Genomic DNA, 23,135 nt, shown 5'->3' with positions numbered 1-23,135 from the left:
CGGCGACGCAAGCGAATTAACTCTCGATACGAACGGGCTCGGCCATCGGCCGAGCCCGTTCGCGTTCGTCTGGCGGTTGCGCCATACCCTCGCTCTGGCCATAGCCGCTGCCCGGACAAGGCCATTGCTGACCAGCCGGAAGCCCGCTAGCTCTGACAGCCCTTACATGCTCTCTGGCATAAAAATATCCCAACGACACTTGAGAGAAGGCTGATTGAATGAGCTTGCCCATAGCTCCCGGCGCGATTGCCGGCCTGCGCGTGATCGATCTGTCGCGCGTTCTTGGCGGACCCTATTGCACCCAGATTCTGGCCGACCACGGCGCTGACGTCGTCAAGGTCGAGCCGCCCGCCGGCGACGAGACTCGCGACTGGGGCCCCCCCTTCCACGACGACGATGCGGCCTATTTCATCGGCACCAACCGCAACAAGCGTTCGATCGGTCTCGACCTCGCCTCCGACGGCGGTCGTAGTGTGCTGATGCGGATGCTCGAAAATGCCGACGTGATGATCGAGAACTTCAAGCCCGGCACGCTCGACAAATGGGGAATCGGCAACGATTTCCTGCGCGAGAAATTCCCGCAGCTGATCCATTGCCGCATCTCCGGCTTCGGCGGCGACGGCCCACATGGCGGGCACCCCGGCTATGACGCGATCATCCAGTCGATGGTCGGCCTGATGGCATCGACCGGCTCGCAGGAAAGCGGCCCGACCCGCATCGGCGTCGCGCTCGTCGACATGGCGACCGGTCTCTATGCCTGCGTCGGGATCCTGATGGCGCTCGCCGAGCGTGCCAAATCGGGGCTCGGTCAATTCGTCGAGGCGACACTGTACGAAACCGGCCTCGCGATCATGCATCCGCATACCGCGAACTATTTCTACAATGGCGGCAAGCCGCCGGCGCTGACCGGCAACGAACATCCGAACCTGGTGCCCTACGCCGTGTTCGCTGCCCGCGACGGCAACATCTTCATGGGCGTCGGCAATGACGGCACCTTCCGGAAGCTGTGCCGCGAACTTGGCAAGCCGGAACTCGGCACGGACGTGCGCTTCGCACGCAACCGCGACCGCGTACAGAATCGCGATGCACTGCGGGCCGAACTGGAAGCGATCCTGAAGGATCACGACAGCGCGCCGCTGTGCGAGCGTCTGCTTGGCGCCGGCCTCCCCGCCGGTCCAGTGCAGTCGATCGACAAGGCGCTCGCCAATGCGCACACGAAGCATCGCGGCGATATCATCGAAAAGGACTGGTACAAGGGCGTCGCCTCGCCGGTCCGCTTCGACCGCACCAAAGCGAGCCTGCGCCACGTGCCGCCGAAGTTCAACGAGCACTTCAACGAGATCCTCACCGAGTTCGGCTACTCCGGTGATGAGATCAAGGAGCTGGTTGCCAAAGGAACCGTGAGCGGCTCCGAGCGCAAGCGATAAGAACAACACGGGGCTGCGCGATCCGCAGCCCCGTTCGTCTTCGACTTTTTGCGGCTTCCCAACGCCGCCATTTCCCGCCTAGCATCCGCGCTGTCAAAATGTCGCATGCACGTCATCCGGCGCAGCTTTGTTGCAACGAGACGATGACGGCTAATGGGAGAAACTGGATGATCCGCCCCCAATTCGCACTCGCCACTCTGTTCGCATGCACGCTGGCGCTCGCTTCGCCCGCGCAAGCGGTGACCGAGATCCAGTGGTGGCACGCGATGACCGGCGGCAACAACGACATCGTCAACAAGCTCGCGGCTGACTTCAATGCCAGCCAACCGGACTACAAGGTGGTCCCGACCTTCAAGGGCAGCTATCCCGACACCATGAATGCCGGCATCGCAGCATTTCGCGCCGGCACCGCACCGCACATCCTGCAGGTCTTCGAGGTCGGTACCGCGACCATGATGAGCGCCAAGGGCGCCGTCAAACCTGTCTACCAGCTGATGAAGGATGCGGGCGAGCCGTTCGATCCGATCAACTACCTGCCCGCGATCACCGGCTACTACTCGACATCGAAGGGCGAAATGCTGTCGTTTCCCTTCAACTCATCGTCGATGGTGATGTGGGTCAATCTGGATGCGCTGAAGAAGGCCAATATTGCCGAGATTCCCAAGACCTGGCCCGAAGTGTTTGAGGACGCCAAGAAGCTCAAGGCGGCCGGCTATGCGACCTGCGGCTTCTCCAATGCCTGGGCGACCTGGGCCAATATCGAGCAGTTCTCGGCATGGCATAACGTGCCGATTGGCACGAAAGCGAACGGGCTCGACGGCTTCGACACCGAGCTGAAATTCAATTCGCCACTGCATGTCAAACATCTGCAGACGCTGATCGAATTGCAGAAGGACAAGACCTACGATTATTCCGGTCGCGCCAATGCCAGCGAGAGCCGCTTCGGCTCCGGCGAATGCCCGCTCTTCATGACCTCGTCCGGCTATTACGCGACGGCGAAGGGCACCGCCAAATTCGCCTTCACCTCGGTGCCGATGCCCTACTATCCCGACGTCACCGGCGCGCCGCAGAATTCGATCATCGGCGGTGCCTCGCTGTGGGTGATGGGCGGCAAGAAGCCCGACGAATACAAGGGCATCGCCAAGTTCTTCAGCTTCCTGTCCGACACAGATCGTCAGGCCAAGCTGCATCAGGAGTCCGGCTATCTCCCGATCACCAAGGCCGCCTATGAAAAGACCAAGACCGACGGTTTCTATGACAAGAACCCGATCCTGCAGACCCCACTGAAGGAGCTGACCAACAAGGAGCCGACCGAAAATTCGCGCGGCCTGCGGTTCGGCAACATGGTGCAGTTGCGAGACATCTGGTCCGAAGAGATCGAGGCTGCGCTGGGTGGCCAGAAGACGGCACAACAGGCACTCGACACCGCCGTGAGCCGTGGCAACGCCATGTTGCGGACCTTCGAAAAGACTGCGAAGTAGTATTCAAGCGGACGCTGTCGTTGCCCGGCCTCGCGCGCAATTGCGCGCTTGGACGGGCGATGACATGAGCAGAATGAGGCTGCTTTCTGGGGCACGACGAACTGCATGGAAAAGTCCGCGGTCTTCAAGGGTAAGCTGCTGCCATATTTGTTGCTCGTGCCGCAGCTGGTCATCACCCTGGTGTTTTTCTACTGGCCGGCCAGCCAGGCTGTCTGGCAATCGTTTTTGCGCGAGGACGCGTTCGGCCTGAACTCGGAATTCATCGGGCTGGAGAACTATCAGGCGCTGCTGGCCCAGCCGGAATACTACAAGGCAATGGCGACGACCGTGGTGTTCTCGTCGCTGGTCGCGGCGCTCTCGCTGTCGATCGCATTGTTGTTCGCCACCCAGGCCGACAAGAATCTGAAAGCGGCACCGACCTTCAAGGTCATGATGATCTGGCCCTATGCGGTGGCGCCGGCCGTCGCCGGCGTGCTGTGGCTGTTCATCTTCCATCCCTCCCTCGGCACCATGGCACGACCGCTGCGCATGATGGGCTTCAACTGGAATCCGATGTTGAACGGCAACCACGCCATGGCGCTCGTCGTCATGGCCGCGGTGTGGAAGCAGATCGCCTATAATTTCCTGTTCTTCCTGGCTGGCCTGCAGGCGATCCCGCGCAGCGTACTCGAGGCCGGGGCGATTGATGGCGCCGGGCCGTATCGGCGATTCTGGACGATCACGTTCCCGTTGCTGTCGCCGACCACGTTCTTCCTGCTGGTCGTCAACGTCGTCTACGTCTTCTTCGACACTTTCGGCATCATCGACGCGGTCACCGGCGGCGGGCCGGCCGGGGCGACGACCACCATGGTCTACAAGGTCTATGCCGACGGCAGGCTCGGCGGCGACCTCGGCGGATCAGCTGCGCAGTCGGTGATCCTGATGGTGATCGTGATCGCGCTCACGGCCATCCAGTTTCGCTACGTCGAGCGCAAGGTGCAGTACTGATGGTCGAACACCGCCGCTGGAACGACATCCTCGCTTACGCGATCCTGACTTTCGGCGTGTTCATCGTCGTCTTCCCGGTCTATGTCGCGCTGATCGCCTCGACCCATGACGCAGCAACGGTGGTCAACGGCAACATGCCGATGCTGCCGGGCAGTCATACGCTGGAGAACTATTACCGGGCCATCTTCGTCGGCGGGTCGCGCGCCAGCCGCGAGCCGGTCGGCCATATGCTGATGAACTCGTTCGTCATGGCAATGGGCATCGCGCTCGGCAAGATCGTGATCTCGATCCTCTCCGCCTATGCCGTGGTGTATTTCCGTTTTCCGTTCCGCCAGACGGCTTTCTGGATCATCTTCGTGACGCTGATGCTGCCGGTCGAGGTCCGTATCTATCCGACCTACAAGGTAATCGCCGATCTGAAGATGCTCGACACCTATGCCGGGCTGATCCTGCCGTTGATCGCATCGGCCACCGGCACGCTGCTGTTTCGCCAGTTCTTCATGACCATCCCCGATGAACTGCTCGAAGCCTCGCGCATCGACGGCGCCGGCCCCTTTCGCTTTTTCAAGGATACGTTGCTGCCGCTGTCGGTCACCACAATGGCAGCGCTGTTCGTGATCCAGTTCATCTATGGCTGGAACCAGTATCTGTGGCCGCTTCTGATCACGACGCAAGAATCCATGCAGACCATCGTCACCGGCATCAAGAAAATGCTGACGACGACGGATGAACTCGCTGAATGGCAGCTCGCGATGGCGACGGCGATTCTTGCGATGGTGCCTCCTGTCGCCGTGGTGGTGTTCATGCAGCGGCTGTTCGTGCGTGGCCTGGTCGAGACGGAGAAGTAAGTTCAGATGGCCAATGTTTCGCTGCGCAACGTCCGTAAGACCTATCCCGGCGGCTTCGAGGCCATCAAAGGCATCGATTTCGATATCGGTGACGGCCAGTTCTGCGTGCTCGTCGGGCCAAGCGGCTGCGGCAAGTCAACCTTGCTGCGCATGGTTGCCGGCCTCGAAACCGTCACCTCCGGCGAGGTCGATATTGGCGGCCGTATCGTCAACGAGATCGAGCCGGCGGATCGCGACATCGCCATGGTGTTTCAGAATTACGCGCTCTATCCGCATATGAGCGTCTACAACAACATGGCCTACGGCCTGCGCAACAGGGGCATGCCGAAGCCGGAGATCGATACGCGCGTACGCGAAGCCGCTCAGACACTCGAACTCGCCGGCATGCTCGATCGCAAGCCCAGACAATTGTCCGGCGGCCAGCGCCAGCGCGTTGCCATGGGCCGCGCCATCGTCCGCCAGCCGAAAGTGTTCCTGTTCGACGAGCCACTGTCCAATCTCGATGCTAAGCTGCGCGTTGCCATGCGGGTCGAAATCCGCAAGCTGCAACGTCGCCTCAAGACGACGTCGATCTACGTCACCCACGATCAGTTGGAGGCGATGACGCTGGCGGATATTCTGGTGGTAATGAACGGCGGCCAGGTCGAGCAGATCGGCAGTCCGCTCGATATCTACCGCAAGCCGGCGACCACTTTCGTCGCCTCCTTTATCGGCGCGCCGCCGATGAACCTGATCAAGCTGGGCGGCGATGAGATCCGTGCGCAGTTCGCCGGCGACAGCCGCAGCGCCGCCGACGCCGGTATCCTGGGCGTCCGGCCGGAAGACCTTGCGATTTCCGGCGCGGCCGCAACTGACGGCGGCATCACGCTGAACCTGACGGTCGAGGCCATCGAACGGGTCGGCGCGGAAACCTTCGTCTATGGCACCCGCGCGCGGGCCGAGAAGGCCGTCAGCGCCACTCCGGGCGAGCTGCCCGAGGGCGAGGTCATCGTGCGTATCCCCGGCCAGGATGCCCCGGCCATCGGTGCTTCGATCCGCGCCACGGCTTCCCGCGACAAACTGCACCTGTTCAGCGCTAACGGCCGTAACCGGATCGATATCTGATCGGTTTCAAGGCCTTAGTAACGGTTTCCCGGCAATTTAGAGGTGCTTGAACCGGGCTTTGGCATGCCCATATTGTTGATTGACCGGTTGGCAGAGTGCCGATTGGCCAGGGGTGCCGTAAGGGCCCCTCAAAGTCGCTTCGAGAGGGCTTTGTAGGTATGTCTCGTGTTCCTTCGTTATCTAGTCCGTTCCTTTTGGGATTCGACGAGATTGAGCGTGCGCTCGATCGCGTCGTCAAAGGCGCCGACGGTTATCCTCCTTACAACATCGAGCGGTGCGACCGTAACAACGGTCAACCCGAACGCCTGCGGATCACGCTGGCGGTCGCAGGTTTCACCCGCGATCAGCTCGATGTGACCACCGAGGAAAACCAGCTCGTGATACGGGGCCGCCAGCAGGACGACAAGACCCGGCAATACATCCATCGCGGCATCGCCGCGCGCCACTTCCAGCGCACCTTCGTGCTGGCAGAGGGGATGCTGGTGCTGGGTGCGGATCTAAAGAACGGGCTGTTGTCGATTGATCTGGCCAAGCCTGAGCCTGAAAGGGTCATTAAGACAATCGCTATCAATGAACACGAATAATGCATGATGCGACAAACTGGTTTCCGGTTTTCGATCAGGTCATGCATCCTGAGTATGGAACGAGTAGCGGACTCGACCGCTTGATCTCATAGAAGGAGTCGAGACGATGACTGAAGTTGTTACGATCAATGAAAATGCCGCCGTCACCACCGAAGCATTGGCGCATCTGGGCGAAGGTATGATCGCCTATGTGAAGCCGGTTCGCTCGGAAGATGTGCCGGGACTGTTCCCGCAGGCGCCGGAGATTGCGCCCGGATTGCAGCTGTTCGCGCTGCACGCCGCCGACGGCACGCCGATCATGCTCACCGACAGCCGTGAAGCGGCGATCGCGAATGCATGGAGCCAGGAATTGCAGACCGTCAGCGTTCACTAACGCGAACTGGCCAGCATGCAGACGTTAGGATGCGCGGTGACAGCCGCGTATCCCAATGTCGAGTATCCCAGCGTCCAAACGACGCGCAGGCGCTCGGCTTGCATGACGCGGTATCTATTTAACCCGTCGTCAATATCGTGAGCACATCGGACGCAATCGATCCGCACGCGACCTCATCCGCTGCGCCATCTGATAAACTGATCCCCCTATCAATAGCAATCTGGATATCCGACGCGATGGCATCATCGCGCCTGATCTTTGCTGCCGTTTCACAGAAGAAAATGGTGACCACGCATTCACCATGACTTGAGAAAATCTGGTCATGTTGAGATTCGAGGTCGCCATGAATGGATCGACACAAGCCCAGATAGTTCAAGTCGAAGACTTGCTACGGAGCTTCGGTGCAACGATCACCGCTCCGAAATCAGAGGCAGTTCCCCGGACCGGCTCCTGGGGTTTTGATAGTCGGCCAGTGATCGCAGCCTGTTTCGCGATCCTCGTCTTTGCACCGGGCTGCGCAGCTGCCACCGTATTCCTGATGCGCGCCGACGGTACCGTCCCTCCCATCATCGCCCCCGATAGCAACCCGCCTTTCGTTACCAAGTCAGACCGCTTGCCGCTCGGGCAATGGAGTATCGAGGCCATTCAGAGCCTCGGCACTCTAAATAACGCGCGCGTTGCGGCGGCTGCCGCACTCGCAGATCCCATATTTCTCTCACCGATCCTGATCCGCGGCAGCCTCGAGGACGGCACGCTCACGACCTTCGCTGAGCCCGCGGCCATGCCTGGGCCGACCATGCTGCTGTCAAAGCTGCGGGTGAAGCGTGACGTCCGGCGCCCCAAGCCACCCAAACTCGTCGCCGAAATCACTCACCCTGAGCCGCCACAACCAACCTTCTTCGAAAAGCTGTTCGGACGACGTTTCAACTAACTCAGTCACTCACAAGCGAGGAACACAATGCAAAACACTGCCGCGATGAACTCGGACGTCAAAGCTCTCCTCACTTTGCTGTTGCTGAAGACCGGCACCAGTTCGCCGGAGATTCACAATGCTCTGCAGCTTGCTGCCGCATCGCGGGTAATGATGGCGGAAGAATATGCCAATCCGATGCGCACGCAGGGCATAGAAACTTCAGGCAGCAACGTCGCCAAGCTTCGTCCCGTAACCGCCGTCAACGTTCCTGAAACGTCAGCGGCCGTGCGACGCATGAAGCAGAGCGCAGACGCGATGAATTCCGACGTCAAGGCGCTGCTGACGTTGCTGCTGCTCAAGAGCGGCGCGGATTCCAACGAGATCCAGACAGCACTGCGGATGGCAGCATCATCGCGCGCAGTCGCTGCAGCGGATGAAGCAGAATCGATCCGTGCCGAAACGCAGGCCGAAGCTGCCTCTGCAGCCATGAACGAGCTCGCATCGATCACCGCGCGGCAGGCGGTGCGCAACGAATCGCTCGCTCCAATCTCGGCCAAGGAATTCGCGGCGTAGGCTGGCAAGGCCAACCAGCCTTCTATCTCCGCGCAAGCAGGGATCTGGTTCGGAATAGGAGAATCGCCCGGTCCAACCGGGCGATTCCAGCGTAAGCTGCGGGATGAGCCGGTTAGGCGGCTGTCGCCGGCGGCAAAGCGAGCACCGAATAAATCGCCTGCGCGTCACGGGAGGCACGCAGCTTTTTGGCGACGTCCTGATCGCGCAGCAGACGTGCGATCCGCGCCAGCGCCTTCAGATGATCGGCGCCCGCACCTTCCGGCGCCAGCAGCAGAAACACCAGATCGACCGGCTGGCCGTCCATGGCCTCGAAATCGATCGGACGATCGAGGCGCGCAAACAGGCCGAACAGCTTGTCGAGTTTCGGCAACTTGCCATGTGGAATGGCAACGCCATAGCCCACGGCCGTCGTACCGAGCTTCTCACGCTGCAACAGCACCTCGAAAATGGCGCGGTCGTTCTGACCGGTGAGCGCGGAAGCGCGCGCAGCGAGCTCCTGCAGCGCCTGCTTCTTGCTGTTGACCTTCAACGCCGGGATTATCGCCTCGGGCGCGACCAGATCGGTAATCGTCATTGACCGTTCCGAGGATGTTTGACCGTCAGCGGGTAGTTAGAACCAAAACCGGCAGCGTCAAGAAAGACTGGAAAGGGACATCGTTCCCTGTGATGGAAAACGCGCCGGGCGCGAACGCCCGGACGTACTCTAGCACCGGAACCCCCCATGCGAAATCCATTGACCGGTATAACCCTGTCAAAGGCGGCGGACCATAGGGAGGGGCCGTTTGGGCGTCAATGCCATCAGGACGGTTTAACCACCGGTGGATCGACCCAACCCACGTTACCGTCGCCTCGGCGGTACACGATATTCACCCGACCGGTACTGCCATGCAGGAATAGCACGACGGCCGCGCCGGTGAAATCAAGTTCCATGACAGCTTCGCTCACCGAGAACCGCTTCAGCGACCTGGTCGATTCGGCAATGATGACCGGATCGTAGCCACTGTCGGCATCGCCCTCATGATCGGGCGCCTCAAGAATGTAGCTCGGCGCGTCCAAAGTCGGGGCCGTGAGTTCGGCCATCGCCTGATTTTCAGCATGCGTCTTGCGCGCGGAACGATCCTTCAGCCGGCTCTTGTAGCGACGCAAACGTTTCTCGATCTGAAGCAACGCCTGATCGGCACTGGCATAAGCATCCGCTGCATTGGAATCCGCTTCGAGCGTAATTCCGGAATCGAGATGCAACGCACAATCGGTGCGGAAGCCGAAGCCGTCTTTGCTGAGCGTGATGTGACCGGAATAGTTGCCATCGAAATATTTGCGAAGGACCTCATCGGTCCGCTCGCTCACGCGGCCTCGCAAAGCGTCTCCGACATTGATGCTTTTTCCCGAGATACGAAGGGTCATGCTGATGCCTCGATTCTTCTGCCTTGAACCGACAGTATCCCGTTTCCACGGGAGTGCAATCAAGCTGGTGCAGTGTCGCGGGATCGGTCGGGTGCCCTATCGGACGGAGTGGCGGGTGCCGTGAGTGCATTGCCGAGCATACTCTGCTTGTCGCGCCGGCGCTGAACTGAAGACGGGATACGCATGGCTTCACGGTATTTGGCAACGGTACGGCGCGCGATATCAATTCCGGCTTCGCGCAAGCGTTCCACGATCGTGTCGTCCGAAAGAATAAGAGAAGGACTTTCTCCATCAATCAATTGCTTGATGTGATGTCGCACCGCTTCAGCCGAATGCGCTTCGCCGCCATCAGCCGACGCGATCGACGCCGTAAAGAAGTATTTCAATTCAAAGCTGCCGCGATTTGTCGCCATGTACTTATTGGCGGTGACGCGCGACACGGTCGATTCATGCATTTGAATGGCATCAGCAACCGCCTTGAGATTCAACGGCCGCAGATGCGCAACACCCTGCGTGAAGAAGCCATCCTGTTGCCGGACGATCTCGGTCGCAACCTTCAGAATAGTACGCGCGCGCTGATCGAGCGCACGCACCAACCAGGTCGCATTCTGTAGACAATCCGTGAAGTACGACTTGTCACCATCCTTGCGGATCGTTTTCGACAATTCGGAATAATACACCTGGTTCACGAGAACGCGCGGCAGTGTGTCGCTGTTCAACTCAACATGCCAGCCGCCATCAGGACCCGGCCGCACATAGACATCAGGCACTACGGTTTGTGTTCGCGCCGAGCCAAACTTCAGACCGGGCTTCGGATCGAGTCTGCGAATCTCACCGATCATGTCGGTCAGATCTTCGTCGTCGACGCCACAGATTTTTCTGAGATTGCCGATGTCGCGCTTGGCCAGGAGATCGAGATGCTCGACCAATGCCTGCATCGCGGGGTCGTAACGGTTCTGTTCACGCAACTGGATTGCGAGACATTCGCTGAGACTGCGCGCGCAGACCCCCGGTGGGTCGAATTTCTGCAACGCACCGAGAACGCTTTGGACATCGTCAACAGAGGCACCCAGCCGCTCATGCACGTCGCCGAGATCTTGCGGCAGGTAGCCGGCCTCATCAACGAGGTCGATCAGATACTGACCGATCATCCGCTGCGCGGGCGACGAGAACGCCACCGAGAGCTGTTCGGCGAGATGGCTGCCGAGCGTCACTTCCGCGGCAACGAAGGCCTCAAGATTGTAGCTGTCGTCGTTGGAGGCGCCGCCGCCCCATTCGGTATAGGCGGTCGGAGCAGCGTCTTGTGCGTTGCGTGCGGCGGTTTCGGCCGGCTCTTCGGAAAAGACGTTATCCAGCCCGGTGTCCAGGGTCTGTTCGATCTCGGCGCGGGTGCCGAGTTCGCGGTTCATCCACTCGTCGGGCGCCGGTGCATCGAAGCTGTCGCCGCCTGAACGATCGGAAAAATCGGAATGGTCGCCGCCATCGTCGTGGCCGGAGGCATAGCCCGCCTCGTCCTGGCTGGAAAACTCGCTGCGCTCGGGGCTGGCCTCGCCGGCCACTGGCGGCTCAGGACCGTCGCTGGCGCGTTCCAGCAGCGGATTGCGCTCCAGTTCATCTTCAACAAAGGTTGCGAGATCGAGATTCGACAGCTGCAGCAGCTTGATGGCCTGCATCAGCTGCGGCGTCATCACCAGCGACTGGGATTGCCGGAACTCTAGTCTCTGCGTCAGCGCCATGGAGGCAAAAACCGATCCAAAAGTTGGTCCGTTTCTTGCTTATCTCTTTCCCGGCCTGATGTACACGGCTTGACGAATTGTAAATTTGGTCTAGAGGCGGAATTCCTCGCCAAGGTAAAGGCGACGCACGTCCGGGTCAGCCACGATCTCCTCAGGAGATCCCTCCGTCAGGATTTCACCAGCATAGACGATGTAGGCGCGGTCTGTCAGCCCCAGCGTTTCGCGCACGTTGTGGTCGGTGATGAGCACGCCGATGCCGCGATTGGTCAGGTGACGGACCAGGTCTTGAATATCCCCCACCGCAATCGGGTCGATGCCGGCAAAGGGCTCGTCGAGCAGCATGTAATTCGGCCGCGTCGCCAGCGCGCGCGCAATTTCAACGCGGCGGCGCTCACCGCCGGACAGCGCGATCGACGGCGACTTGCGCAGTCTCTGGATGTTGAACTCTTCGAGCAGCCCGTCGAGCTCGCGCTCGCGCTTCTTGCGGCTGGGCTCGACGACCTCCAGCACCGCACGGATGTTCTGCTCGACCGTGAGGCCGCGAAAAATCGAAGCTTCCTGCGGCAGATAGCCGATGCCGAGGCGCGCACGTTGATACATCGGCAGCTGGGTGACGTCGTGGCCGTCAAGCTCAATGGCGCCGCTGTCGGGCTTGATCAGGCCGGTGATCATGTAGAACACCGTGGTCTTGCCGGCACCGTTCGGTCCGAGCAGGCCGACGGCCTCACCACGACGAACATAAATGCTGACGCCGCGGGTGACCTGGCGTGAGCCGAAGCTCTTTTTCACATTATGGACGGCCAGATAGCCCGCACGCGGGGCAGCTTTTGGTGCGGCGGCGCCGTTGGTCCGGGGCCGCTGCGGCACCTTGTCTGAACGGCGGCCCGGCGCAGGCTGTGGGGCACGCGGCGCCTCCGCCCGAGCCTGCGGAACCTGGGGCGTATCGGCCGGAGCGGTGCGCGCCAAGGGCGGCGCCTCGCGGCTGGGGCTGCCCAGCATGTCGCCCATGCTGTCGCCGAGCGCCGTGATGTCGACCGGCGAGCGTGCAAAGCCTTGCGGACCGCGTTTTGGAGCGCGCCGACGGAACATGCCGAGGAAATCAACCATTCGCGCTTCGATCAGCCTCTAAACGTCATCCGCGCCAGGTCGCGGCATGTTCGATCACTGGGAACAGCATGGCGGACTAGATGTCCCTTGCCCAGCCGAACGCCAAGCCTTCCATGTCGATTAAAACAATGGCGATAACGGGTTACGCAGCCAGATTCAACCGGATCCGGCTCGTCTATATCGGCAAACCCTTCGAGTTACTTGGGTTTTCCGCCTCCAGGCCCGGGTATGATCGAGGTCGGGCCACCGCCACCCTTCTGGCCGGACGACTCGAACATGCCCTGGACCCTGCCGCTGTTGGATTCGACGCGTGAGGTGCCCGTGGTCATATCCACGGTCAGACGATCGCCGCGCAGCACATTCTTGCCCTGGGTAAGCACAACATTGCCCTGCATGGTGACGAGATTGGTCCGGGTGTCGAACACCGCCGTCTCGCCGGTGACGACCTGGTCCTTCTGGGTGACGATGACGCCGCCGCGCGCTTCAAGCCGCTTGATCGCCGACGAACCGCCCGGGCCCGGCTGCGCCGCCTTGATCGGCGCCTTGGGCGCAGCCTTGGCCGCCGGCTCGTTCGCGGAGCCGCCGCCGTCATAGAAGACCACGAGAGTCTTCGACTTCATCGTGGTGTCGCCCTGCACGACCTTCACATCGCCTGCGAAGGTCGCTTCCTTTTTCTTGTCGCGCATTTCCAGCGATGCGGCCTCGATCTGGATAGGCTGATCGCGATTCTGCGAGAAGCCCTGCATCGCGTTCGGCACACCCTGCACCGCGCTCTGCGCATTTGCATCGGCTGTCAAAGCCAGCACGAGCACGGCGATCGCAGCGCCGGTCACCCCGCGAAATCGGACATTACTGACGGGAAAAATCATCACATTCATTTCGCGTTGGCGCGCTTGCCGTTGGCGGCCCGCGGTTTCACGGGCTCCGGCGCGGCTTCGGGCTCCGCCACGGTCTCAGGCTGAGCCGAAGCGTCCGGCGAAGGCGGGTCCATCTTCAGGTTCATCGACACACCGCCCTCGAACCGAACCAGCTCACCGTGTTCCGTGATGCGCATCCGTTGCCCGAGCAAAGTGCCGTTGAGAAGTTTGACATCGACCGGTTCGTCCGACGTGACCGTGCCATTGGCAATATCAATGTTCGCCTGTGTCAGCTTGGCTTCGTAGCCGGTCGTCGTTTGCAGGAAAATGTCCTGATACAGATAGAGCATCTGCGATTTCGAATTGAACTTCCCGGTGCGGGCATCCATCGTCATCGTCGACTTGTCTTCCATCATCACCTTGGCGCGCAAGGTCGTTAGTTCGACATTGTCGGGATCCGTCAGATCCTGCGTCGCGGCCTTGGCCCATAACTCATAGGGCCGTCCGTCCGGCGAGAATCCGGCCAGATGCGGTGTCTCCATGGTGATCTTGGTCCCCGAAACGACCAGATTGCCCATGTCGAGCGGCAATTTGGCGAGGATCCGGAACGGATTGAAGATTGACACGCCGACAATTGCCGCCATCGACAGGATCACGACGGCAGGGACAGCAATCCGCAGCAGACGCACCAGACGGCTATGGCGTGCCGCGGCCCTGAACCGCGCATCCATGCCCGCCTGATAGCTGGGAATCTGAACTGAACTCACCGTCGCTCCAACGGGCCATACCAAAAAGGGCCACACCGAAAGGCCTGCCAAACCGGCGCCAGTCTACGCTGAAATGCACCAGTTTGCAGCCCCGCCCACCAGAACGAGGAGTATGACCGAAACGCGGCGGGAGGGACCCCGAACTGTTTCAGAAAGTCACTTCGCCGCAGGCCGGTCACGAATGAGCGAAAATGTCCTCGTTTTCCCAGCCCGAAAGGTCGAGTTTGGCCCGGGTCGGAAGGAAGTCGAAACAAGCCTGCGCCAACTCGGTGCGTCCTTCGCGCGCCAGCATGACGTTGAGGCGCTCGCGCAGCCCATGCAGATGCAGCACGTCCGACGCGGCGTAGGACAGCTGCGCCTCACTGAGTGTCTGGCTGCCCCAGTCGCTCGACTGCTGCTGCTTCGACAGATCGACGCCGAGGACTTCGCGGACCAGATCCTTGAGACCATGCCTGTCGGTATAGGTGCGGCACAGGCGGGAAGCGATCTTGGTGCAATAGACCGGCTCGGGCATGACGCCGAGCGCGTTGTAGAGAGCGGCGAGATCGAACCGCGCAAAGTGAAAGATCTTCGTCACCTTGGGATCGCCGAGCAGCTTCTTCAGGTTCGGCGCGTCCGTGTGGCCCATCGGGATCTGCACCACATCGGCACTTCCATCGCCGGGCGAGAGCTGCACCACGCATAGCCGGTCGCGATGCGGATTGAGACCCATGGTCTCGGTGTCGATCGCAACCGAATCGGTGTAGCGGCTCAAATCCGGCAAATCGCCGCGATGCAGGCGGATGGTCATCTCAAAGGCCTCGGTATATTCGGCGTCGACGTGACGCGCATGAAACTCAGCTGGACATATGCACCCGATTGCCTGCGCAACGGGGCACTGCCGACATTTCGTCGATTATACCGATTTGGCCTTTCCGGATAGTTGTTCCTGCGGATGGCAGGGCGCTTCACCTGGCGCGCAGCTGTCCCAGCGCGCTGAGCCAGTTCTCCATGTGAAAGGTCCGGGAGATCTTGCCGTCCTTGATGGTCTGGATATCGATGGCCATCATCCGGAAGCTCTTGCCGGAATGCGGCACGCCGAACAGGTCGCCGGCCGGCGTGCCCGTCACTTCGCCGCGCACCACGACACGATCGCCAGCAACCAGCACTTCCTTGATATCGAATTTCATGTCGGGGATCGTGTTGGCAAAATTGCCGACCACCTTGATCGAGGTGTCGCGTCCCCAGCATTCGCCCGGAAGGTAGCCCGCGCAGGATTCGTAGTCCGGCGTCAGCACCTGTTCCTGGATGGTTTTCACATCCCCGCGGCTGGCAACATTGAACAGGCTGTACCAGGGCGCGATCGCGGCGCGGGCCTGGGCTTCGGTCATTGTCTGGGCGGTGGCGCCTGATGCACCCGTAAGAACGGCCGCTGCGAGAACGAGGCGCGAGAAAATGGTCATGAAACGTCTTCTCCATAGTATGTATGTTAACCTACATATTATGACGGTCGACATACTGATTTGCAAATGGTATTTGCGGGTATGGCAAAAGCTACTGATTCAAAAGGGAAAACGCTTGCTGCCGCAGCAAAGCTGTTTCGCCAGCAGGGCTATCACGGCACCGCATTGCACGACATTCTGGCCGCCGGCGGCTCGCCCCGCGGCTCGCTATATTTTCATTTTCCGGGCGGCAAGGAAGAGATCGGCGAGACCGCGCTGACGCTGGCCGGCGAGGCGGTGCGCAAGGCAATCGCCGGCGCGGCCGAGACGTCGGAGGATGCCGAAACCTTCCTGATCCGGATTGCGCGCAGCATGGCCGCAGATCTCGAGACTTCGGATTTCAAGGAGGGGTGCCCGATCGCGACCACGGCACTGGAGACCGCTGCGCAGTCCGACGTGCTGGGCGCCGCGACCAGAAACGCATTCCAGAAGTGGGAAGCCGAGATCAAAAAGGGACTGGAGCGATTCGGACGACCGGCTGATGATGCCGAGGTCATTGCAACAGCGGCATTGAGCCAGCTCGAGGGGGCGCTGCTGCTGGCACGGACCTATCGCAGCCTGGAGCCGATGCACCGCGCGGAGAAAGCCATCCGGTTACTGCTGCGCGAGGCGTGACAGGATCTCAGAATCCTTGAAAGTCGTTTCGTCGTTTGCGGAAAGCTGACACATTCGCAAGCACGTTCATCCCGCGAAGATGGAAGTAGCAGATGAAGGTTCAACAGCAACGCCTGCCGCGTTTCGCGGTCTTGATTGACGCCGACAATACATCGCCTCAGATTGCCGCCGGACTGTTCGACGAAGTTTCCAAATTCGGAGAAGCCAGCGTTCGCCGGATCTACGGCGATTTTTCGAGCCAACAGCTCAAGTCCTGGGCCGATATCCTGCAGAAATACGCCGTCGATCCGTATCAGCAATTCGCATATACAAAAGGCAAGAACGCATCCGACATCGCGCTCGTCATCGACGCGATGGACCTGCTGCATAGTGGGCGCTTCGACGGTTTTTGCCTTGTTTCTTCCGACAGCGATTTTACCCGCCTCGCCTCACGACTGCGGGAGCAGGGAGCGGACGTCTACGGCTTCGGCAATCAGAGAACGCCGGAAAGCTTTCGGCAGGCCTGTCGCCGGTTCATTTATACGGAAAATCTGATCCCCGACCGCGCCGCGGCTACTACAGAACAGCCCCCAAAAGCCGTTGCCCTCAAAAACCCTGCTGCGGCCGTTCCCATTCTGGAAAAGGTCGTTGCGCAACTCAGCAACGAGGAAGGCTGGGTCAGCCTGGACCGCATGGGCGAGCAACTGCCGAACTTCGTTTCCGATTTCGATGTCCGGACCTATGGTTTCAGAAAATTGAGCGATCTCGTGCGCAAGACTGAAATATTCGAGATCGAGAAGACCGAAACTGGTCGCCTGAGAGTACGAGCCAAGGCCAAAGCGAAGCCTCCTAAGGCGGATGCTCCGAAGAGAACGTCAATACGGGCAAGAAAAGCCAGAGATGCGCGCGAGAAAGCCGCCAGCCAGAGCTGACGGCTATCCTGATCAGGACTTGGCAGTGCTCTATCAGGCCGGGTCGAAATAGTGGATTTCCATCAACACGCAGCCGCCGACCGACTTGAACGGGCCGTGATAGGCACCGGGCGGACGGCAAGCATAGGTGTTCGGTTTGAAGGACTCGCCGCCGTTGCCCTGCTTGTCATTGCCGACGATCAGGTCGCCGGTGAACAGGAATACTTCTTCCCAATATTCGTGCACGAACGGCTCGGTGGTGTAGACGCCTGGCTCGAAGCGCAGCAGGCGGGTGCGGCTGCCACGCTTGTTCACTTCGTCGAGCGCCCCCGACAGGATTTTCTGCTGGATGCCTGCCGGATAGCCCGCGGGCGTCTCCCATCCCGAAGACATATCGACGGTACGGAATTCATCGTGAAGTTTATTGATGGCCATGGTCAGTTTTCCTGAAGGGACAGATCAAGCGACAGCGCGCGGCGAGGCAGCCGGCGTCGTTAAGGTGGAGACTTCGTCGGCAAGGTCATAGCTTGACAGCATCTTGTCGAGCAACGCTGCCGATTTCATCCAGTCATAGGTGCGGAAGGCATGGCCCTTGGTGACGAAGGTCGCGCCGGCGAAAAACATCTCGTATTGCGAGTGACGCGAGGCGAATTCGGAGCCGACTGCGTCCCAGGCCAGCTTGTAGAATTTGACCTTTTCTATCGCGCTGGCCGCGGGGGACTGCTGGGTCTTGCCGATCAGACGCGCCAATTCCGGATTGGCGAAGTCCTTCACCGAGGACGGCAGCATGATCATGCCGCCGCCGGCGAGCTCGCGCAGCGTGTTGATGACCTTGGAATAGAGTTGCTGGGTAAGGACCTGTGCCGAATACAGCATCGCCCGGTCTGGCACATAATAAGCGCCGCGCTGGGTGCCCTTGGTCTCCATCGCGACCACGAAGGCTTCGACCATCGACACTTCGGCTGCGAGCTGGCCTAGCATTTCCCTGACCTGCGGGAAGCCGGCGATGCCATTGGTTTCAGCGGTCCGGTGCGCGATCCCGATCAGGAAACGCAGCTTCACCGAGAGCCGGATCATCGCCTGATAATTCTGATACACATGGGCCGGGGTGGCGTGGAACTGCTTCTGGCACATCGCGATGTCATCGACGATGAATACGCGATCCCAAGGCACCTTCACGTCGTCGAAATAGAGCACAGCATCGTTTTCATCGAAGCGGCTGGACAGCGGATTGTCGAACACCGATGGCGACGCGGCTTCATAGGACTTGCGCGACAGGACCTTCAGACCCTTGGTGTTCATCGGGATCGCGAAAGACACCGCGTATTTCTCGTCGCCGGGCTGCAGCGGCTGGATACAGGTGACGAACACCTCATTGGCCATGATGCCGCCAGTCGCCAGCATCTTGGCACCGCGGATCGTCAGGCCCTCGGCATCGCGCGACACCACGCCCGCCGACAGGAATGGATCGGCCTGCTCGGCCGCGCTCTTGGAACGGTCGGCCTGGGGGTTGATGATCACGTAAGTGAGGTAGAGGTCGTTGTCGCGGGCGTAGCGATAGTAATCCGCTAGCGCCTTCGCGCGATCCTTGTTGTAGGCCTCGAAGACCTCGACGCCCATATACATACCTGCGACGCAGGAAGCGACGTGATCGGGCGCGCGGCCCATGAAGCCAGCATGCAGCTCGGTCCAGGCTTCCAGCCCACGACGACGATTGACCAACGCATCATAGCTGCCGGGCAGTTCCCAGATCCGGTTGGCGCGGGTGCCGGTTTCGGTCTCGAAAGTCATCAGCTCGCGATTTTCCGGCGCGCTCTGGAAATCGAACATCCGTCCGATAGAAGCCACCGCGCCCCGGAACGCCGGATGGGTGGTCACGTCATCCACCAGCTCGCCATCGAGATAGATTTCACGGCCATCGCGCAGGCTCGCGATATGCTGTTCGCCGCTCTTGATCATGTCTGCCCTTTCGCTGGCAGCGAGAACTCTAAGCTGCCATTAACTTTGCAACAAAGCTATTACACGAGTTAGGCAGGCGTCAAGCCGCTCGGACCCTCGAAAGTGAGCCAAGCCCTGAACCGGGTCCCCTTTCGATGTGGAGACTAAAAAGGCAAACCGAGCTAACGTCCGCTTAGCGCGGCGGATTCAACCGATCGCTGCAACACATTCGGCGAACTTCTCGGCTGGGAGTAGGGTTTTCCGCGTTCGCTCACCCAAGTGAAGCGCGATCGACCGCAACGAGCGGCGCATGCTGAGCCATCGAGAGACCTTCTCTCGTTCCAAAAGACTGAGCGCCCGCTTGGCGCGATGCCGGACCGGCGGGCGATGCCGCCGGTCGGCGAGATCACCGAACACACCCACGAGGAATCCCTGTCAAATCGGCGGCCGATCGAACTCATCGGCTCGCCGGCCTGCCAGCGATCTCAGATCTCGGAGTGCTGAGCTGCCGAGTAATAGATGCGACGTCGCTGTTTCATGTCCACTCCATCTGTCCTGATAGATTCGAGTGTTGCGCCGACCGGTTGAACCCGCCGCCAAAAGCTGCCATTCCAGAACGGCTTATTCCACGGTTCGTGCATGAGCTTGCTTCAGCTCGGTGCCGGCGCGCGTTCTGTGACCTCAGAAGCGTAGGCATTCAGACTGGTGTATCGGAACGGTCGTAATCCGCTGACGGCGTTCTCGAAACTGCAATCAGTCAATGTTTGATTACAGAACGTCCTCTGCACTTACCGGAGTTTCCTCTATGACCATGCACAGTCTCGTCACCAGCCGCTCCTTCGTACCTCCAGCAGGTCCAGTGTTTCTCACCCTTGAGGAGGTTGTTGAGCGTTATCGCGGACAGGTCAGCGAGGGAACCCTTCGCAACTGGCGTTCGATGAGGGTCGGCCCATCTTTCATCAAGATCGGCAAAGCCATTCTCTATCCGCTGGAAGAGCTCGATCGCTGGGATCGCAGAAATCTAGTTGTTTGCCGGCCTTCACGATCGCTCCCGTTGGAGGACGCTATATCGTGACATCTGCCAGTCCGACAGTTGCCGCTGAGTGAGATGAACTGGCTCAGATAGATTCGATTCGGATCCGTGCTACAATGTGATTGTGGAGTTTCGTGAATACAGCTGCATGATACTTCGGGTCTATCCCGATCTGTAACGAGGAACCGGCCCCAGTTACATCTCCCTTCCGAATTTAGGAAAGCACTAGAAGCTTGCTTTTAAATGAGATTCTTTCTTCAAGGACGTTGATGCACAACCATCCCTCCGGCGATCCGACACCCTCGCAGGCCGATGTGCAGATGACCAAGGCGGTGATCGATGTTGCCGGCCCGCTCGGCATCGCGGTGCATGATCACATCATCGTCGGCAAACACGGCCATTCGAGTTTGAAGGGGCTGAAGCTGATCTGAGCAGGTTAATCTCAAGACGTGCAGCGCCGCAGATGCTGCCCGTTCACCCAACGCTTTCCGCGGTAAGCGGGTCGTGGAGCGGCGAGCCGAGCCACCTTATAAACCTCGAATGTGCCGCTGTTGATCTACCACAGAGACGGCGAATATGTTCATCGCTCATCGCCGGTGAACGGAACAGGCGACTGAGTAACGGGCGTCATTGTCGAGTATTGGATACGAAGGCACTGCAGGCCGATTCGCGGTGACAATTTTAGGCGACGAGAATTGATAGTGAATTGGAACCCACGATTTGGCGGATCGTTGATTTCCGACAGAGATTCGGCGTGCGTTCTCGGGCTCATCACGGTTCATCTGTTGCGAACTCGATCGCGCCTCGTCTCGGCCGTTCCCTCCTGGGAGTCGTTCCAAAATTGTCATTCTGTGATTCGATGCTGAGAGGCATGGATCGAAGGAGGAGGATGGCGGAGCGGGATAAACTGAGCCTTGCGGAAGCACTGGTGTCGCTGCTGGCGCGATTGAAGTTCGAGGGTGCAGGCCGGCGGCCCGTGATCCACTGGTGATGCTGAAGGCGTTGCTATTGCGGCAATGGTACCCGCTGTCGGATGCGGAGGCGGAGAATTGCTTCGGACGCGACGCTAGAGTAAGCGGATCGTTGCACCGGCTCCGCTCCAGATTAACCGGCTTGTTCGATAACTTCCTAGCGCCTCGACGGTATGTCTGCGGTTGTCTCCAACAGCTAATGCGTCTTGCTAGCGGGCTTCTTCTTCCACCGCTTTGCTTCCTTGATTGCGGCATCTTGCGATAAAGGAATTGCGGAAGAACGGCGCTTGTTGCTCCGCAAAAAGACGAACACGGAAGCCAATAGAAACGCGGCTTGCCCTGTGAACATGCAAAGAAGCGTCTTCCAAACAATCTGGCCTTCGACATTAGCTGAGAGCACAATTGCTGAGAAAAGCATCGAGCCAAGTAGCGCAAAAATTGCGATGCCGCTCCGTCCAAGCAGACCGAGTGCAAAGCCAGCCAGCCCGTTGATTATAATCAGCATCATGATGACGCTCATGTCAGCTCTCGCCGCCTAAGCAGAACATTAATGCGTCCCAAGCTAAATTTTGTGAGGCAACTATCGAACTAACGGAACTACACCCAGAGTCCAGAATATTCGATTCCGCGGCGCAAAATCTTGTTAGCATTCGCGGTAGGCGCCCACGTTTTGGACACATGGGCGAGCGTGCATCTGATGCGCGCGATTTCAAAGAATCAGAAGCGAGCTTCCGCAGCCACCCTGTAGTCGGACACGGTCTGCGGGACCGATCGGATAAGAGTGATAAACTTCAGGAAATCAACAGAGGGCGCGTTCGAGACGTAGATCATATCCCGATCACGCATGATGAAATCCGAGATGAGAAAGTAACCGGATGGATCTTCGAGGTCTGCCCGATACACTGTCGGGACAAGCGGGCCGGGATGCAGGCTGACGTCTACGCCCATGCGCTCAAGTGCTTGGCGCGACTCAAATCGATAGAGAAATACAGCTGCCGCCTGCGCCCGGTCATCTTGAAGACCGCCGGCCTTGGCGAGAGCGTCTCCGAGAGACATACGGTACGAGTCGAACGGGAAGCGACGATCCAGGGGCCCAAGAGTTGTTGTCTGACCAGTCGCGCCGAAAGCCAAGAAGTAGCGCGGACGACGCGTAACCGTCACGACATCACCGGGACGAAGCTGAATATTGTTGTCGGGCCGTTCATTTACAGCAACGAGCAGCGCGCTGTCGATTTTCCCTTCTCTCTGGATCGAAATGAGACTTTCAAACGCCGGTGCCTTTGTGCCGCCCGCCCGGGCAAGCGCTGGCAGCAGCTGGATGCCACCAGGTTCGATCGGAATACGAGCGGGCGTATTCACCTCGCCAAGAACGCTGATGCTGTTGGAGATTCGATCCGCGACCGAAACAAGGACCTGAGGATCAATCGCACGGCCGCTTAGCTTACTCTTGATCTCAAGCTGCACATCCTGCGGTGACCGGCCCGCAGCCTTGATGGCGCCAGCATAAGGCACGGTGATGTTGCCGGCCAGGTCGACCTGCTGACGTGGCAGCTCCACAGCGTTGCCAGGCGCGGCATTGCCTTCGGTCGACGTGAACAAACCGCCGCGCTGGGCCTCATAAATTGTGATGCTGACGACATCGCCGATTCCAAGCGCAACACTCGTCTTCGCGCGTCCTCGCATGTTGCTAAAGAGTCGCCCGCCATCTTCGGAATTCAAATGCGTAACCACCTCGGGACGGAGGTTAACTACAACATAGCCGACGGTCGAATTGGGGTTACCAACGGTGTCGACCGACTCCTTGAAGACCCTAGCTGACGGAGGACCACTGGACGGAAGCACTCCGCCCGCACAGCCTCCCAACAGCAACGAGACAAATGCCAGCCCTGCCAACACAGGCCGAGGCCGCGCGCAGTTGGAGAAAAGCGTAATCCGTAAACCGCCCTCGGAATTGGTTGGCGTAGACGTATTCATCAAAGGGCAGCCTTATTGGCAAGAACGCAAACGCATTTCTGAACAATAGCCTGTAGATGCCGTACCAAGGCA

General features: G+C 59.7%; 24 protein-coding genes and 1 pseudogene. 13 read left to right on the top strand and 12 right to left on the bottom strand.

All coding sequences use genetic code 11. The features are described from left to right. Positions 1-218: 218 nt before the first annotated feature. The 9 genes from CHC01_RS21915 to CHC01_RS21875 all read left to right on the top strand — a co-directional run bounded on the left by CHC01_RS21915 (position 219) and on the right by CHC01_RS21875 (position 8,290). Positions 219-1,427 carry a CaiB/BaiF CoA transferase family protein gene (locus tag CHC01_RS21915; protein ID WP_089266390.1) on the top strand — a complete coding sequence of 403 codons (1,209 nt, stop codon included), beginning with the start codon at positions 219-221 and terminating at the stop codon, positions 1,425-1,427. Between the two features lie 167 nt (positions 1,428-1,594). Beyond that, complete coding sequence (gene ugpB / locus CHC01_RS21910) at positions 1,595-2,908, top strand: sn-glycerol-3-phosphate ABC transporter substrate-binding protein UgpB (RefSeq protein WP_089266389.1); 1,314 nt, start codon at positions 1,595-1,597, stop codon at positions 2,906-2,908. Between the two features lie 105 nt (positions 2,909-3,013). After that, positions 3,014-3,895, top strand: coding sequence for a sn-glycerol-3-phosphate ABC transporter permease UgpA (gene ugpA / locus CHC01_RS21905; protein ID WP_089266387.1), 882 nt, complete (start codon positions 3,014-3,016; stop codon positions 3,893-3,895). Beyond that, a complete protein-coding gene (ugpE, locus tag CHC01_RS21900) occupies positions 3,895-4,743 on the top strand; it encodes a sn-glycerol-3-phosphate ABC transporter permease UgpE (RefSeq protein ID WP_089266386.1) in 849 nt (282 codons plus the stop codon). Before ugpA ends, ugpE begins: the two co-directional genes overlap by 1 nt. Before the next feature lie 6 nt (positions 4,744-4,749). Continuing rightward, positions 4,750-5,847, top strand: a complete 1,098-nt coding sequence (locus tag CHC01_RS21895; protein ID WP_089266384.1) for a sn-glycerol-3-phosphate import ATP-binding protein UgpC — start codon at positions 4,750-4,752, stop codon at positions 5,845-5,847. Positions 5,848-6,005: 158 nt separating this feature from the next. Next, complete coding sequence (locus CHC01_RS21890; RefSeq protein ID WP_089266382.1) at positions 6,006-6,431, top strand: Hsp20 family protein; 426 nt, start codon at positions 6,006-6,008, stop codon at positions 6,429-6,431. Between the two features lie 106 nt (positions 6,432-6,537). Beyond that, complete coding sequence (locus CHC01_RS21885; RefSeq protein WP_089266380.1) at positions 6,538-6,804, top strand: BQ00720 family protein; 267 nt, start codon at positions 6,538-6,540, stop codon at positions 6,802-6,804. A gap of 322 nt (positions 6,805-7,126) precedes the next feature. After that, positions 7,127-7,735 carry a hypothetical protein gene (locus tag CHC01_RS21880; protein ID WP_089266378.1) on the top strand — a complete coding sequence of 203 codons (609 nt, stop codon included), beginning with the start codon at positions 7,127-7,129 and terminating at the stop codon, positions 7,733-7,735. Positions 7,736-7,762: 27 nt separating this feature from the next. Beyond that, positions 7,763-8,290 (top strand): hypothetical protein, encoded by a 528-nt coding sequence (locus CHC01_RS21875; protein ID WP_089266377.1) that lies wholly within the window; start codon positions 7,763-7,765, stop codon positions 8,288-8,290. 112 nt (positions 8,291-8,402) lie between these two features. Here CHC01_RS21875 and ptsN read toward each other — a convergent pair whose 3' ends face one another. The 8 genes from ptsN to CHC01_RS21835 all read right to left on the bottom strand — a co-directional run bounded on the left by ptsN (position 8,403) and on the right by CHC01_RS21835 (position 15,603). Then, positions 8,403-8,864, bottom strand: a complete 462-nt coding sequence (gene ptsN / locus CHC01_RS21870; protein WP_089266376.1) for a PTS IIA-like nitrogen regulatory protein PtsN — start codon at positions 8,862-8,864, stop codon at positions 8,403-8,405. A gap of 224 nt (positions 8,865-9,088) precedes the next feature. Continuing rightward, complete coding sequence (gene hpf / locus CHC01_RS21865; protein ID WP_089266375.1) at positions 9,089-9,694, bottom strand: ribosome hibernation-promoting factor, HPF/YfiA family; 606 nt, start codon at positions 9,692-9,694, stop codon at positions 9,089-9,091. A gap of 59 nt (positions 9,695-9,753) precedes the next feature. Continuing rightward, positions 9,754-11,430 carry an RNA polymerase factor sigma-54 gene (gene rpoN / locus CHC01_RS21860; RefSeq protein ID WP_089266374.1) on the bottom strand — a complete coding sequence of 559 codons (1,677 nt, stop codon included), beginning with the start codon at positions 11,428-11,430 and terminating at the stop codon, positions 9,754-9,756. A gap of 90 nt (positions 11,431-11,520) precedes the next feature. Beyond that, the gene (lptB, locus tag CHC01_RS21855) at positions 11,521-12,537 is read right to left on the bottom strand and encodes an LPS export ABC transporter ATP-binding protein (protein ID WP_089266373.1); all 1,017 of its coding nucleotides are present in this window, start codon (positions 12,535-12,537) and stop codon (positions 11,521-11,523) included. A gap of 197 nt (positions 12,538-12,734) precedes the next feature. Beyond that, positions 12,735-13,415, bottom strand: coding sequence for an LptA/OstA family protein (locus CHC01_RS21850; RefSeq protein ID WP_089266372.1), 681 nt, complete (start codon positions 13,413-13,415; stop codon positions 12,735-12,737). Then, positions 13,412-14,161 carry an LPS export ABC transporter periplasmic protein LptC gene (gene lptC, locus CHC01_RS21845; protein ID WP_089266371.1) on the bottom strand — a complete coding sequence of 250 codons (750 nt, stop codon included), beginning with the start codon at positions 14,159-14,161 and terminating at the stop codon, positions 13,412-13,414. The genes CHC01_RS21850 and lptC overlap by 4 nt, the downstream gene beginning before the upstream one ends. A gap of 175 nt (positions 14,162-14,336) precedes the next feature. Then, complete coding sequence (locus CHC01_RS21840; RefSeq protein WP_068730302.1) at positions 14,337-14,951, bottom strand: ribonuclease D; 615 nt, start codon at positions 14,949-14,951, stop codon at positions 14,337-14,339. 157 nt (positions 14,952-15,108) lie between these two features. Continuing rightward, positions 15,109-15,603 (bottom strand): ester cyclase, encoded by a 495-nt coding sequence (locus CHC01_RS21835; protein WP_176454676.1) that lies wholly within the window; start codon positions 15,601-15,603, stop codon positions 15,109-15,111. A gap of 81 nt (positions 15,604-15,684) precedes the next feature. Here CHC01_RS21835 and CHC01_RS21830 point away from each other — a divergent pair, with 81 nt between their 5' ends. After that, positions 15,685-16,257, top strand: coding sequence for a TetR/AcrR family transcriptional regulator (locus tag CHC01_RS21830; protein WP_176454675.1), 573 nt, complete (start codon positions 15,685-15,687; stop codon positions 16,255-16,257). 92 nt (positions 16,258-16,349) lie between these two features. After that, positions 16,350-17,168 (top strand): NYN domain-containing protein, encoded by an 819-nt coding sequence (locus tag CHC01_RS21825; protein ID WP_089266368.1) that lies wholly within the window; start codon positions 16,350-16,352, stop codon positions 17,166-17,168. 33 nt (positions 17,169-17,201) lie between these two features. On the opposite strand, the gene CHC01_RS21820 is transcribed toward CHC01_RS21825, so the two are convergent. Both CHC01_RS21820 and CHC01_RS21815 read right to left on the bottom strand, forming a co-directional pair. Beyond that, positions 17,202-17,582, bottom strand: a complete 381-nt coding sequence (locus CHC01_RS21820) for a cupin domain-containing protein (protein ID WP_089266367.1) — start codon at positions 17,580-17,582, stop codon at positions 17,202-17,204. 24 nt (positions 17,583-17,606) lie between these two features. After that, a complete protein-coding gene (locus CHC01_RS21815) occupies positions 17,607-19,106 on the bottom strand; it encodes a 4-hydroxyphenylacetate 3-hydroxylase family protein (protein WP_089266366.1) in 1,500 nt (499 codons plus the stop codon). Between the two features lie 784 nt (positions 19,107-19,890). On the opposite strand from CHC01_RS21815, the gene CHC01_RS21810 reads away from it, so the two are divergent. Both CHC01_RS21810 and CHC01_RS21805 read left to right on the top strand, forming a co-directional pair. After that, positions 19,891-20,160 carry a helix-turn-helix domain-containing protein gene (locus CHC01_RS21810; RefSeq protein ID WP_244558480.1) on the top strand — a complete coding sequence of 90 codons (270 nt, stop codon included), beginning with the start codon at positions 19,891-19,893 and terminating at the stop codon, positions 20,158-20,160. Between the two features lie 224 nt (positions 20,161-20,384). Continuing rightward, a pseudogene (locus CHC01_RS21805) lies at positions 20,385-20,549 on the top strand (JAB domain-containing protein); the annotation flags it as partial. A gap of 736 nt (positions 20,550-21,285) precedes the next feature. Here the strand turns inward: CHC01_RS21805 and CHC01_RS21800 are convergent. Further along, positions 21,286-21,609, bottom strand: a complete 324-nt coding sequence (locus tag CHC01_RS21800) for a hypothetical protein (protein WP_089266364.1) — start codon at positions 21,607-21,609, stop codon at positions 21,286-21,288. A 197-nt stretch (positions 21,610-21,806) separates the two neighbouring features. After that, the gene (locus CHC01_RS21795) at positions 21,807-22,808 is read right to left on the bottom strand and encodes a polysaccharide biosynthesis/export family protein (RefSeq protein ID WP_158550426.1); all 1,002 of its coding nucleotides are present in this window, start codon (positions 22,806-22,808) and stop codon (positions 21,807-21,809) included. Positions 22,809-23,135 lie beyond the last annotated feature (327 nt).

Source organism: Tardiphaga sp. OK246 (assembly GCF_900188215.1).
Lineage (GTDB): Bacteria > Pseudomonadota > Alphaproteobacteria > Rhizobiales > Xanthobacteraceae > Tardiphaga > Tardiphaga robiniae.
The sequence above is the reverse complement of the archived record's forward strand: the minus strand, read 5'-3'. Positions and strand labels throughout refer to the sequence as shown.